General features: G+C 58.4%; 12 protein-coding genes. 3 read left to right on the top strand and 9 right to left on the bottom strand.

From position 1 onward, the window contains the following. Positions 1-8: 8 nt before the first annotated feature. From JOE39_RS24970 to JOE39_RS24955, 4 genes are all read right to left on the bottom strand, one after another. Positions 9-773 (bottom strand): amino acid ABC transporter ATP-binding protein, encoded by a 765-nt coding sequence (locus JOE39_RS24970; protein ID WP_003408905.1) that lies wholly within the window; start codon positions 771-773, stop codon positions 9-11. Positions 774-783: 10 nt separating this feature from the next. Beyond that, complete coding sequence (locus tag JOE39_RS24965; RefSeq protein ID WP_004402865.1) at positions 784-1,881, bottom strand: amino acid ABC transporter permease; 1,098 nt, start codon at positions 1,879-1,881, stop codon at positions 784-786. Positions 1,882-1,891: 10 nt separating this feature from the next. Continuing rightward, a complete protein-coding gene (locus JOE39_RS24960) occupies positions 1,892-3,073 on the bottom strand; it encodes an amino acid ABC transporter permease (protein WP_074996596.1) in 1,182 nt (393 codons plus the stop codon). A gap of 70 nt (positions 3,074-3,143) precedes the next feature. Continuing rightward, positions 3,144-4,172, bottom strand: coding sequence for an amino acid ABC transporter substrate-binding protein (locus tag JOE39_RS24955; RefSeq protein WP_003421775.1), 1,029 nt, complete (start codon positions 4,170-4,172; stop codon positions 3,144-3,146). Between the two features lie 485 nt (positions 4,173-4,657). Here JOE39_RS24955 and JOE39_RS24950 point away from each other — a divergent pair, with 485 nt between their 5' ends. Then, on the top strand, positions 4,658-5,317 hold the full coding sequence (locus tag JOE39_RS24950) for an alpha/beta hydrolase (RefSeq protein WP_010424562.1): 660 nt from the start codon (positions 4,658-4,660) through the stop codon (positions 5,315-5,317). Between the two features lie 115 nt (positions 5,318-5,432). Continuing rightward, the gene (gene rhlB, locus JOE39_RS24945; protein ID WP_161420632.1) at positions 5,433-6,890 is read left to right on the top strand and encodes an ATP-dependent RNA helicase RhlB; all 1,458 of its coding nucleotides are present in this window, start codon (positions 5,433-5,435) and stop codon (positions 6,888-6,890) included. Between the two features lie 3 nt (positions 6,891-6,893). Here rhlB and moaE read toward each other — a convergent pair whose 3' ends face one another. The 5 genes from moaE to JOE39_RS24920 all read right to left on the bottom strand — a co-directional run bounded on the left by moaE (position 6,894) and on the right by JOE39_RS24920 (position 11,282). After that, the gene (gene moaE, locus JOE39_RS24940) at positions 6,894-7,343 is read right to left on the bottom strand and encodes a molybdopterin synthase catalytic subunit MoaE (protein WP_003341745.1); all 450 of its coding nucleotides are present in this window, start codon (positions 7,341-7,343) and stop codon (positions 6,894-6,896) included. A 2-nt stretch (positions 7,344-7,345) separates the two neighbouring features. Continuing rightward, positions 7,346-7,591: a molybdopterin converting factor subunit 1 gene (moaD, locus tag JOE39_RS24935; RefSeq protein WP_004402852.1), complete on the bottom strand. Its 246-nt coding sequence runs from the start codon at positions 7,589-7,591 to the stop codon at positions 7,346-7,348. Beyond that, on the bottom strand, positions 7,588-8,073 hold the full coding sequence (moaC, locus tag JOE39_RS24930) for a cyclic pyranopterin monophosphate synthase MoaC (RefSeq protein WP_003341741.1): 486 nt from the start codon (positions 8,071-8,073) through the stop codon (positions 7,588-7,590). Before moaC ends, moaD begins: the two co-directional genes overlap by 4 nt. Before the next feature lie 341 nt (positions 8,074-8,414). Next, positions 8,415-9,809, bottom strand: coding sequence for a PhoH family protein (locus tag JOE39_RS24925; protein WP_003341739.1), 1,395 nt, complete (start codon positions 9,807-9,809; stop codon positions 8,415-8,417). A gap of 294 nt (positions 9,810-10,103) precedes the next feature. After that, entirely contained in the window at positions 10,104-11,282 is a 1,179-nt protein-coding gene (locus tag JOE39_RS24920) for a polysaccharide deacetylase family protein (RefSeq protein WP_027903001.1), read from the bottom strand. A gap of 202 nt (positions 11,283-11,484) precedes the next feature. Here JOE39_RS24920 and yaaA point away from each other — a divergent pair, with 202 nt between their 5' ends. Then, entirely contained in the window at positions 11,485-12,264 is a 780-nt protein-coding gene (gene yaaA, locus JOE39_RS24915; RefSeq protein WP_161421187.1) for a peroxide stress protein YaaA, read from the top strand. Positions 12,265-12,422 lie beyond the last annotated feature (158 nt).

Genomic DNA, 12,422 nt, shown 5'->3' with positions numbered 1-12,422 from the left:
AAGCCCACTCAGTGAATGATCTGACTGAGGAACAGCTTGGTACGGTCGCTCTGCGGGTTATCGAAGAAATCGTTCGGCGCAGCCTGTTCGACGATTTCGCCCTTGTCCATGAAGATCACCCGGTTTGCCACGGTACGGGCAAAGCCCATTTCGTGGGTCACGCACAACATGGTCATGCCTTCTTCAGCCAGGCCCACCATGGTGTCGAGCACTTCCTTGACCATTTCCGGATCAAGGGCCGACGTCGGTTCATCGAACAGCATGATTTTCGGCTTCATGCACAAGGCACGGGCGATCGCCACACGCTGCTGCTGACCACCGGAAAGCTGACCCGGAAACTTGTGGGCCTGCTCCGGAATCCGCACACGCTCCAGATAGTGCATGGCGATTTCTTCGGCTTTCTTCTTCGGCATCTTGCGCACCCACATCGGTGCCAAGGTGCAGTTCTGCAGGATGGTCAGGTGCGGGAACAGGTTGAAGTGCTGAAACACCATGCCGACTTCACGGCGGATGGTCTCGATTTGCTTGAGGTCCGAGGTCAGTTCGGTGCCATCGACAATGATGCGACCCTGCTGGTGCTCTTCCAGACGGTTGAGGCAGCGAATGGTGGTCGACTTGCCCGAGCCCGACGGGCCGCACAGCACGATACGTTCACCCTGGCGCACATTCAGGTTGATGTCCTTGAGTACATGGAACTGGCCGTACCACTTGTGTACGCCCTCCATGCGGATCATGCCTTCAGCGCCCAGAGGCTTATTGATAACTTCACTCATCACAAAACTCCTAACGCTTGTGGCCTGTGTCCAGCTTACGTTCCAAATGCATGGAATAGCGGGACATACCGAAACAGAAGATCCAGAACACCAGGGCCGCGAAGACGTAGCCTTCAGTGGCCATACCCAGCCATGCCGGGTCGGCGGTAGCCTGCTTGACGCTGTTGAGCAGGTCGAACAGGCCGATAATGATCACCAGGCTGGTGTCTTTGAACAAGGCAATGAACGTGTTGACGATGCCGGGAATGACCATCTTCAACGCCTGCGGCAGGATCACCAGACCCATGCTGCGCCAGTAACCCAGGCCCATGGCCGAGGCTGCTTCGTACTGGCCCTTGGGAATAGCCTGCATGCCGCCACGGACTACTTCAGCAATGTAAGCGGACTGGAACAGGATGACGCCGATCAGCGCACGCAGCAGCTTGTCGAAGTTCATGCCCTCTGGCATGAACAGCGGCAGCATCACCGACGACATGAACAGTACGGTGATCAGCGGCACGCCGCGCCAGAACTCGATGAACGTCACGCATACCACACGCACGGCCGGCATGTTGGAACGACGACCGAGCGCCAGCAGGATACCCAGCGGCAACGCACCGACGATACCCACGGTGGCGATCACCAGAGTCAGCATCAGACCGCCCCACTGGCTGGTCGGTACGTTGGTCAGACCGAACGCGCCGCCATGCAGCAGGTAGAACGCGACAACCGGGTAAATCACCAGGAAGGCAATGCCGTAGACAGCCTTGCGCGGAAACTTCGAAATGAACAGCGGCGCAGCACCGACGATCGCCAGAATGGCGGTCAGGTCGACCCTCCAGCGCAGTTCATTGGGGAAGTAGCCGTACATGAACTGACCGAAGCGCTGCTCGATGAACACCCAGCAGGCGCCCGCTTTGGTGCAGTCTGCCTTGGTCGTGCCGATCCAGTTGGCGTCCAGCAGGGACCAACTGATGATCGGCGGCACGACCAGATAGATCAGGTACAGCGAGAACAGGGTCAGCAGGGTGTTGATCCAGCTGGAGAACAGGTTCTGCCGCATCCACGCTACCGGGCCGAACACTTTGCCCGGTGGTGGCATATCAGGTTTGAAAGTATGAGTTGTCATGCGCTTTTCCTCACCGCTCGATCAGCGCAATGCGCTTGTTGTACCAGTTCATCAGCAGGGAAATGCTGATACTGATCGCCAGGTACACGCTCATGGTGATGGCAATGACTTCAATGGCCTGCCCGGTCTGGTTGAGCACCGTACCGGCAAACAGGGAAACCATTTCCGGGTAGCCGATGGCGGCTGCCAGCGAAGAGTTCTTCGCCAGGTTCAGGAACTGACTGGTCAGCGGCGGAATGATCACGCGCAGCGCCTGCGGGATGATCACCTTGCGCAGCGTCGGCCCAGGGCGCAGGCCCAATGAGCGAGCAGCTTCGGTCTGGCCATGGCTGACCGACTTGATGCCGGAGCGCACGATTTCGGCGATGAACGCCGCCGTATAGATAGTCAGTGCCAGGGTCAGGGAGATCAGTTCAGGGATCAGCACCCAGCCGCCCGAGAAGTTGAAGCCCTTCAGTTGTGGCAGTTCCCAATGCACCGGGCTGCCGAAGATCAGCACGCTCAGGCCAGGGATGACCAGCAGCAACGCCAGGCCGACCCAGAACTTGTGAAACGGCTGGCCGGTGGCTTCGAAGCGCTTGTTGGCCCAGCGCACCATCATGACGATGACGATCACGGCAACAACCAGACTGACCAGGAATGCCCAGGCGCCTTCGGCAGGCAATGCTCTGGGCATGTTGAGCCCGCGGCTGCTGACGAAGAACATGTCCAGATAGCCATGCGCCTGACGCGGACCAGGCAGCGTGAGGAATACGGCGGTGTACCAGAAAAGGATCTGCAGCAATGGCGGAATGTTGCGGAAGACTTCGACATACACGGTGGCCAGCTTGCTGATCATCCAGTTCGGAGACAGGCGAGCGACACCAATGACAAAGCCCAGCAAGGTCGCCAGGACAATACCGATAACCGACACCAGCAAAGTATTCAGCAGACCGATAACGAACACACGGGCATAGCTGTCCGCTTCGCTGTAGTCGATCAGGTGCTGAGCGATACCGAAACCGGCACTGTTCTCAAGAAAACCGAAACCCGAGGTGATACCACGGTGTTGCAGGTTGGTCTGGGTGTTATCGAAGATAAACCAGCCCAACGCGATCACCGCCACGACAGTGATGATCTGAAATAACCACGCGCGCACTTTCGGATCGCTCAGAGAGAGCTTTTGCTTGGGTGCGACGATTTGCTTTTCCATGAAATGCCCCAGGAAAAATCCAACAGAACAACGCCCGACAGGCTGGGAAGCCTGCCGGGCGCCGGGTCAATCAGCGAATAGGTGGAGCGTATTGAATGCCACCGGCATTCCAAAGAGCGTTCTGGCCACGCTTGATTTTCAGCGGGGTGCCTTCGCCCAGGTTGCGTTCGAACACTTCGCCGTAGTTGCCGACCTGCTTGACGATCTGCACGACCCAGTCTTTCGGCAGCTTGAGGTCCTGACCATAAGTACCGTCAGCACCCAGCATACGGGCTACGTCAGGGTTCTTGGTCGACTTGGCTTCAGCTTCAACGTTCTTGGAAGTGATTTTGGCTTCTTCGGCGTTGAGCATGGCGAACAGGGTCCAGCGAACGATCGAGAACCACTCTTCGTCGCCTTTACGCACGACAGGGCCCAGAGGCTCCTTGGAGATCACTTCAGGCAGAACGATGTAATCGTCCGGCTTGGCCAGCTTGCTGCGCTGTGCGTAGAGTTGCGACTGGTCGGAAGTCAGTACGTCGCAACGGCCGCCTTCCAGCGACTTGGCGCTTTCGTCGGAGGTGTCGAAGGTGATCGGGGTGTATTTCAGGCCGTTCGAGCGGAAGTAGTCGGAGACGTTCAGCTCGGTAGTGGTACCGGCCTGGATGCAGATGGTTGCACCGTCCAGTTCCTTGGCGCTGTTGACGCCCAGCTTGTTGTTTACCAGGAAGCCGATACCGTCGTAGTAAGTCACGCCGGTGAACACCAGGCCCATGCCCGCATCACGGGAGCTGGTCCAGGTGGTGTTACGCGAAAGGATGTCGATCTCGCCCGATTGCAGTGCAGTGAAGCGCTCCTTGGCGTTCAACTGGCTGAACTTGACCTTGGTGGCGTCGCCGAATACTGCGGCGGCTACTGCGCGGCAGACGTCAGCGTCGATACCGGTGATCTTGCCGGTGGAGTCGGGAACGGAAAACCCTGGCAGGCCATCGCTGACGCCGCACTGGATAAAACCTTTCTTCTTGATAGCGTCAAGGGTGGTACCGGCATTTGCAGCCCCGATCACACCAAATGCGGCCAAGGCAGTGACGACAGCCAGGGTGGATTTCAACATCTTCATTCAAAAACCTCCAGTTTGCTCTTTGTTGTGTAGGTGTCTCAGTCGCGTCGCACCTTTGTGAGGCGCTAATGACCCGTGCTGGCTTATTTTTGGGTCATGCGACGCTGGGCCTGAATGATGAATTGCCTGCAGGATCATCCCGTCATGCGTGTTCATCATTCAGAATCGGCCCCGTGGACTGAAACTCCATGATTTTCCCGGACCTGAGCGGTCCAGGTTGAATCGTGCCGCGAATCCTGACGCATGGACTCCCGAGCTGCTTTTCGATCGCTATAAGTAATAGCCTTATAGTGTTACCGAACGAGGTGAGCGACTCGGCTCCAGTCCTGCTGTAGCAAAGCCCGTACCAGCATGCTGGCTAAGTCGAATTAGCGACAGGTCAAGACAAAAACTTGTAACCTTGCGACATCTTCTTTCATTTTTAATCTAACCGCGCACCTTATTAATGCGCTCAAAAAGAGCCCACGCACACAAATGGAGCAGACATGAGCGATTCTCTGATCATCGAACCTTCCAGTCCCGCCGACGCCTGCGTTATCTGGCTGCATGGGCTGGGCGCTGACCGCTATGATTTTCTGCCGGTCGCCGAAGCACTGCAGGAGTCGTTGCGCAGCACCCGCTTCGTACTGCCTCAGGCGCCGACACGCGCTGTGACCGTCAATGGCGGCTATGCAATGCCCAGCTGGTATGACATCAAGTCCATGAGTTCAGAGGCCCGGGCCATTGACCATGATCAGATGGAGGCCTCGGCGCAGAAGGTGCTGGACCTGATCGAGCAGCAGCGCGACAGCGGCATCGACCCGGCGCGAATCTTCCTGGCCGGCTTCTCCCAAGGTGGCGCGGTGGTCTTGCACGCCGGCTACCGACGCTGGCAGGGCCCGTTGGGCGGCGTACTCGCGCTGTCCACTTATGCCCCCACATTCAGCAGCGAAATGACTCTATCGGCGAGTCAGCAACGCATCCCGGCCTACTGCCTGCATGGCAAGCATGACGCGGTCGTGCCTTATCCGATGGGCCGCGCCGTCTACGACCATCTCACCGCCCAGGGTGTAACCGTTGAATGGCAGGAATACCCAATGGAGCATCAAGTGTTACCGGAGGAAATTCGCGATATCGGCGTCTGGCTGGCTGAAAGGCTTCGCTGAAGCGCTCTTGACCCCTTGCGACGGACCGCTTTTGTAGCTCGCCATGGATGGCACTACGCCGAGCACGGTTCTTGCTTTACACTGCTCGGCGTACATTCCTTAACCAATTGATGAGATGACCGTGCTCAAAGCACTTAAAAAGATGTTCGGTAAGAGCGAGGCTGAGCAGCCTGCGCCTACTCCGATAACCTCTATTCCCGCCTCTCCCGCTGCCACAGGCGACACACCGGATCATGCTGTCCAGACTCAGGCTCTGGACACGACCAGCGAGCCCTCCAAAGCCAGAGCGCCGCGCACCGATAAGCCGAGGGCCGAGCGCCCGCGTCGCGAGCGTGTGACAAAACCGTCAGCGCCGGCCTGGAAGCTCGAAGATTTCGTCGTCGAACCCCAGGAGGGCAAGACCCGCTTCCACGATTTCAACCTCGCGCCTGAACTGATGCACGCGATTCAGGACCTGGGTTTCCCATACTGCACACCGATCCAGGCGGGCGTACTGGGCTTCACCCTCAAGGGCAAGGATGCGATCGGACGCGCCCAGACCGGCACCGGCAAGACCGCTGCGTTTCTGATCTCGATCATCGAGCAACTGACCCAGACGCCGCCGCCTGCTGAACGCTACATGGGTGAGCCGCGCGCGCTGATCATCGCTCCGACCCGCGAGCTGGTGGTACAGATCGCCAAGGACGCCGCCGACCTGACCAAGTACACCAACCTGAACGTCATGACGTTCGTCGGTGGCATGGACTTCGACAAGCAGCTCAAACAACTCGAAGCACGGCACTGCGACATCCTGGTCGCCACGCCAGGCCGCCTGCTGGACTTCAACCAGCGCGGCGAAGTGCATCTGGACATGGTCGAAGTGATGGTCCTCGACGAAGCCGACCGCATGCTGGACATGGGCTTCATCCCGCAGGTACGTCAGATCATCCGTCAGACGCCGCACAAGGGTGAGCGCCAGACCCTGCTGTTCTCTGCGACCTTCACCGAAGACGTGATGAACCTCGCCAAGCAGTGGACGACGGACCCGTCGATCGTCGAGATCGAATCGTTGAACGTTGCCAGTGACAACGTCGAACAGCATATCTATGCCGTCGCCGGTGCCGACAAGTACAAGCTGCTCTACAACCTGGTGACCGACAATGGTTGGGAACGGGTGATGGTCTTCGCCAACCGCAAGGACGAAGTCCGACGCATCGAAGAGCGTCTGGTGCGCGATGGCGTGAACGCGGCGCAGCTCTCAGGCGATGTGCCTCAGCACAAGCGCATCAAGACCCTTGAAGGCTTCCGCGAAGGCAAGATCCGCGTGCTGGTCGCCACCGATGTGGCCGGTCGCGGTATTCACATCGACGGCATCAGCCACGTGATCAACTTCACCCTGCCCGAAGTGCCGGACGATTACGTGCACCGCATCGGCCGTACCGGCCGCGCCGGCGCCGATGGCGTATCGATCAGTTTTGCCGGTGAGGATGACTCTTACCAGTTGCCCGCCATCGAGGAAAAACTGGGCCGCAAGATCAGCTGCGAGACGCCGCCGACTCATCTGCTCAGGGCCGTGGTGCGCAGCAATGCCTGATGCTTACTTCCAGCGATCAGCCGCTTGGTGATCGCTGTGACGACCTTCGACCCAGTGCGTACCTTCTGACGTGTTTTCACGCTTCCAGAACGGCGCGCGGGTCTTGAGGTAATCCATGACGAAGTCACAGGCTTCGAACGCTGCCTGACGGTGCGCGCTGGCAACGCCGACGAACACGATCGGCTCGCCAGGCTCCAGCGCCCCTACCCGATGCAGCACATCAACGCGCAGCAACGGCCAGCGCTGTTCGGCCTCGGCAATGATTTTTGCCAGTGCCTTCTCGGTCATCCCCGGATAATGCTCCAGAAACATGCCGGACACTTCACGCCCCTCATTGAAATCCCGAACATAGCCGACAAAACTGACCACCGCGCCGATGCCCAGGTTGGCAGCATGCAACGCGTTGACTTCAGTGCCTGGGTCGAAGGCTGCCGCCTGGACGCGAACGCTCATTATCAACCTCCGGTCACGGGCGGAAAAAACGCGACTTCATCACCATCGGACAAAGGCTCGCTCGGCTTGCACAGCTCTTGGTTGCGAGCGCACATCAGGTTCTGCTCGGCAAGCACCTGCCAGGCCTCACCGCGCTGCAGCAGCATCTGGCGCAACGCGTCCAGCGTGGCGAACTCGCCTTCGACAGACTCGTTGTCGAGGCCCAGGAGTTCACGGTAACGAGCGAAATACTGAACCTGAACCTTCATGAGGAAACCTGTGCCTGATCGGCAATGAAGTGGCCGCTCTTGCCGCCCAATTTTTCCAGCAGCCGAACCGACTCGATGACCATGCCGCGGTCTACCGCCTTGCACATATCGTAAATGGTCAGCGCAGCAACGCTGGCGGCCGTCAGGGCTTCCATTTCCACACCGGTCTGCCCGGCCAGCTTGCAGCTCGCGGTGATGCGCACGGCATCATCGCCCTCGGCGGCGAGGTGAACCTTGATGCTGGTGAGCATCAACGGATGGCAAAGCGGGATCAGATCGCTGGTTTTCTTCGCCGCCTGAATACCGGCGATACGCGCGACGGCAAACACGTCACCCTTGGGGTGACCACCGCTGACGATCATTTGCAGCGTCGTCGGCAGCATGCGCACGAAGGCTTCGGCCACCGCCTCACGGGACGTCACGGCTTTATCCGTGACATCAACCATATTGGCGCGACCCTGGGAATCGAGATGAGTGAGCACAACGTTACTCCTTGGCAGAAGCAAGAAGTGTGGCAGTTGCAAGCTGCAAGCTACAAGCTGAAAGTGCCCGGCGTTTTACACAGGTTTTAAAGCGTACGAAAATCCTGGCTTCTGCCCGGAGGGCGTAGGAGCGAACTTGTTCGCGAAGAGGGCTGTACATGCACAAATGATTTATCGCCCACAATATAGCCTTCGCGAACAAGTTCGCTCCTACGCCTTTCGGCCAGAAGCGAACTTGTGTGTGACGATAAGCTTGGCGCATGGGCGCGACAATCAAAAGCTGCAAGCGAGGGCTCTCGTACACCGAAGTCCCCCACTTGAAGCTTACAGCTGCTTTTCAGCTAAAGATGACTCTCCGCGTATTCGGCCAGTATCGAGCGCGGCACGCCTTGCAGGGTGATGTGCACGCCGTTCGGGAAGTCCTTGAAGCGCTCCGTCAGGTAGGTCAGCCCGGAACTGGTGGCTGACAGGTAAGGGGTGTCGATCTGCGCCAGGTTGCCCAGGCAGACCACTTTGGAACCGGCGCCGGCACGGGTGATGATGGTTTTCATCTGGTGCGGGGTCAGGTTCTGGCATTCATCGATCAGGATCAGGCTTTGCTGGAAGCTGCGACCTCGAATGTAGTTGAGGGATTTGAACTGCAACGGCACCTTGCTGAGGATGTAATCGACACTGCCATGGGTGTTTTCGTCATCCATGTGCAACGCTTCGAGGTTATCGGTGATCGCGCCGAGCCACGGCTCCATCTTCTCCGCCTCGGTACCGGGCAGGAAACCGATTTCCTGATCCAGACCCTGAACGCTGCGGGTAGCGATGATGCGCCGATAGCGCTTGGTGACCATGGTCTGCTCGATGGCAGCGGCCAGGGCCAGAATGGTTTTACCCGAGCCTGCGGCACCCGACAGGTTGACCAGATGAATATCCGGGTCGAGCAACGCAAACAGCGCCAGCCCCTGATAGATATCGCGCGGCTTCAGCCCCCAGGCCTCCTGATGCAGCAAAGGCTCCTGATGCATGTCCAGAATCAGCAGTTCGTCGTTCTTGACGCCCTTGATCCAGCCGACGAAACCCTGCTCATCGACAATGAACTCGTTGATATGAACCGCCGGCAGCATTTCAGTGAGCTGCACGCGGTGCCAGGTACGGCCGCGCTCCTGACGGGTGTCGACCTTGCTGACGCGGTCCCAGAACGAACCGGTCATGTCATGGTAGCCACGCGACAGCAGTGAAACGTCGTCGACCAGCTGGTCGGTGCTGTAATCCTCGGCAGCAATGCCGCAGGCGCGCGCCTTGAGGCGCATGTTGATGTCTTTGGTCACCAGCACGACGCTCAAGTCCTTGTTGCGCGCATGCAGGTCAATCAATTGGTTGATGATGATGTTGTCGTTCAGGTGCTCGGGCAGCAGGCTGTTGGGTTCCTCGCGCTTGCTCATCAAAATCGACAGGTAGCCCTTGAAGACGCCTGTTCCACGGTCGATGGGCACGCCCTTCTCGACTTCCTCCGGCGAAGCTTCGCCCAGGGTCTTGTCGATCAGGCGGATGGCCTGGCGGCATTCGGCAGCAACCGAATGTTTACCGGCCTTGAGTTTGTCCAGTTCCTCCAGAACCGTCATGGGGATGGCGACGTGGTGTTCTTCGAAGTTCAGCAGTGCGTTTGGATCATGAATCAATACGTTGGTATCGAGCACGTAAAGGATTGGCTGGTTGGTGGAAGGGGTGCGTCCGTGGTCATCCATACTCGCTCACCTTTGTAGAAGCCGGGCGACGCAGAACCACGACAGTACTGCGCCACGAAAAGGCCGCCGGATTCTCCCCTTCAGGCAGGGCAGAAATGTCGCTCAAGGTGGGTCTTGGAAGACGCCACCTGTGTTGCAGGTTTCGGCGGTCTGTATTCGTAATACAGCAAAAGGGATGACAGAAAAAAGCTCTTTGACAGTTTTTTGAAGTTTATTTCACAGCCTGACGAATAGGGCTTGGCGGACGTACCCGTCACGTTTAAAGTCGGAAGTCCGCCCACGCCGAATCTGCCTTCATTCCCCTTCCGGCGCAGCCTCGTCACTGCTCTGCAGCCCTTGTTCCTCGGGCGCTTCAGAGATATTTCGGCAATCGTCCCAGATCAACTCGCTTTGCGCGGTATTGGCCAGCAGCAATGGCAGCGCCGACTGTGCCTTGTTGGCCACGTCGTGAAATACCACCGTTCCTTTGCGCCAGAGCAGCATGAGGGTCAGTACACGGTCGCCCACCTGCTCCGCCGAAAGCCGCCCGGTGTCGTCTTCAGCGTCGATATTCCACAACGACACGCGCAAATGCTCGGCGCGGAAGAAGTCGCCGCTGTCGGCACGTCGATGGCCATAAGGTGGGCGAAACAGCGGCACGAAGTTGTCCGGCAACACCTGCTGAACCAGTGCCGCGCTGCGTCGTACCGAGTCCTGCCAGTCCAGCCACTGGCTGTGCGAGCGGTACTCCCAGCCCTGAATGCCCACACACTGCTGGCGATACAGCGCCTGCACACCTGCAACCGACGTGCTGTCGAGACGCTCCTGAAGACTCTTGCCCAGCACGAAGAAGGTGGCAGTCATTTTTTGCTGGCGCATGAAGTCGGCCAGCCAGTCGGTGCCACCGTCGGCAGGGCTCGGGCCACTTTCGAAGTTGAGCATGAACGTGCGATCCGGCATCTCGTCGCCGCTCATCTCATCGGAGTTGTAGCGCTCGATCTCGCTGCTGGTCTGCGGAAACAGGGCCGCCATGAACAGCAGCTCGTTCAGATAACGCTGGTGGAATGCGGCGCCGGGTCTGGCCCAGTTGGCATAGAACGAATCGTTCGATACCTGATATTCCTCGGCGCGCTGTCGCAACTGGTCCATGTCCTCGACCAGCACACAGAAATTGGCGTCCTGCTCGCAGCTCTTTTGCGCGTTCTGGTAGTTCTCCAGCAAGCGCAGCCACAGCCGATGACGAACCACATTCAACGACGGCACATTGACGAAGCGCAGGCCGAGGCGCTGCTTGAGGCCCTCTTCGTCGAGCTTTTCGCTCAGGTACAGCTCGTGGGCAAAGGCGAGGATCTCCGCACGCGACGCGACGTCGAACAACCCCGGCGTCTCGAGACGCTCAGGCCAGACGCTGCGGTCAATGGTGGCAATGACCGGCGCTGCCGCCTGCGCCTGAAGCCAGAACAGACCTGCACACACTGCTAAAACGATACGCAAACCCGATGCCCTCTCGATCAACCATTAACGTCATGACCAGCGCGCCACTATAGCTGATATGCGCCAGGCTTCTTATGTTGGCGCGCATACAAAGCCGCAGGCGCTACGACCATTACCAGCGAAGCGACCTCTATCGCCACCATAGCTGGAGTCGCAGGCTATCAGCCCCTAGAATCCCCGGACGATAAAAGGAGACGACTTCATGCTGATGGTGATTTCCCCGGCAAAAACCCTCGATTTCGAGACACCGCCTACGACCGGCCGCTTCACTCAGCCGCAGTACCTGGAGCATTCCCAGGAGCTGATCGACCAGTTGCGTGAACTGACGCCGGCGCAGATCAGCGAACTGATGCACCTGTCCGACAAGTTGGCCGGATTGAACGCGGCACGTTTTGGCAGTTGGAACCCGGAGTTCACCCTCGACAACGCCAAGCAGGCACTGCTGGCCTTCAAGGGTGATGTTTACACGGGCCTGGAAGCGGAAACGCTGAGCGAAGCGCAGCTTGACTACGCACAGGGCCACTTGCGCATGCTGTCAGGTCTTTACGGCCTGCTGCGCCCACTGGACCTGATGCAACCCTACCGCCTGGAAATGGGCACCCGGCTGGCCAACGCTCGCGGCAAGGACCTCTACGCCTTCTGGGGCACGCGGATCAGCGAATGGCTCAATGAAGCGTTGGCAGATCAGGGCGACGACCTGCTGCTCAACCTTGCCTCGACCGAATACTTCTCTGCCGTCAAACGTTCGTCGCTCAAGGCGCGGATCATCGACACCGAGTTCAAGGACTTCAAGAACGGCCAGTACAAGATCATCAGCTTCTATGCAAAAAAGGCCCGCGGCATGATGAGCCGCTTCGTTATAGAAGAGCGCATCAACGATCCCCAGGCATTACAAGCGTTCGATGTACAGAGCTACCGTTACAACCGCGAACAGTCGACCCCCGACAAGTTAGTGTTTTTGCGCAACGTCGCCGAAGACTAGCTGCTGTAACCGTCGTGTAACGGCGCGCTGTTACACGACCTGTCCTACGATCCAACAACGAATGACAACTTCATGACGCCAGCCAAACGTCAACTTTCAGACGGTTGACTCACGTGCGTTTTTTTCTAAAAAAAAAATCCACTTTTTTAAGTAGTGGC

Source organism: Pseudomonas sp. PvP100, from assembly GCF_017833055.1.
GTDB classification, from domain to species: Bacteria; Pseudomonadota; Gammaproteobacteria; order Pseudomonadales; family Pseudomonadaceae; genus Aquipseudomonas; species Aquipseudomonas syringae.
This window is presented reverse-complemented; position numbering and strand designations above follow the sequence as displayed.

Coding starts and splice junctions, on each gene's coding strand:
- JOE39_RS24950 (WP_010424562.1), top strand. CDS start 4,658: ATGAGCGATTCTCTGATCATCGAACCTTCCAGTCCCGCCGACGCCTGC.
- JOE39_RS24925 (WP_003341739.1), bottom strand. CDS start 9,809: ATGGATGACCACGGACGCACCCCTTCCACCAACCAGCCAATCCTTTAC.
- moaD (WP_004402852.1), bottom strand. CDS start 7,591: ATGAAGGTTCAGGTTCAGTATTTCGCTCGTTACCGTGAACTCCTGGGC.
- JOE39_RS24960 (WP_074996596.1), bottom strand. CDS start 3,073: ATGGAAAAGCAAATCGTCGCACCCAAGCAAAAGCTCTCTCTGAGCGAT.
- JOE39_RS24955 (WP_003421775.1), bottom strand. CDS start 4,172: ATGAAGATGTTGAAATCCACCCTGGCTGTCGTCACTGCCTTGGCCGCA.
- rhlB (WP_161420632.1), top strand. CDS start 5,433: ATGACCGTGCTCAAAGCACTTAAAAAGATGTTCGGTAAGAGCGAGGCT.
- moaE (WP_003341745.1), bottom strand. CDS start 7,343: ATGAGCGTTCGCGTCCAGGCGGCAGCCTTCGACCCAGGCACTGAAGTC.
- JOE39_RS24965 (WP_004402865.1), bottom strand. CDS start 1,881: ATGACAACTCATACTTTCAAACCTGATATGCCACCACCGGGCAAAGTG.
- yaaA (WP_161421187.1), top strand. CDS start 11,485: ATGCTGATGGTGATTTCCCCGGCAAAAACCCTCGATTTCGAGACACCG.
- JOE39_RS24970 (WP_003408905.1), bottom strand. CDS start 773: ATGAGTGAAGTTATCAATAAGCCTCTGGGCGCTGAAGGCATGATCCGC.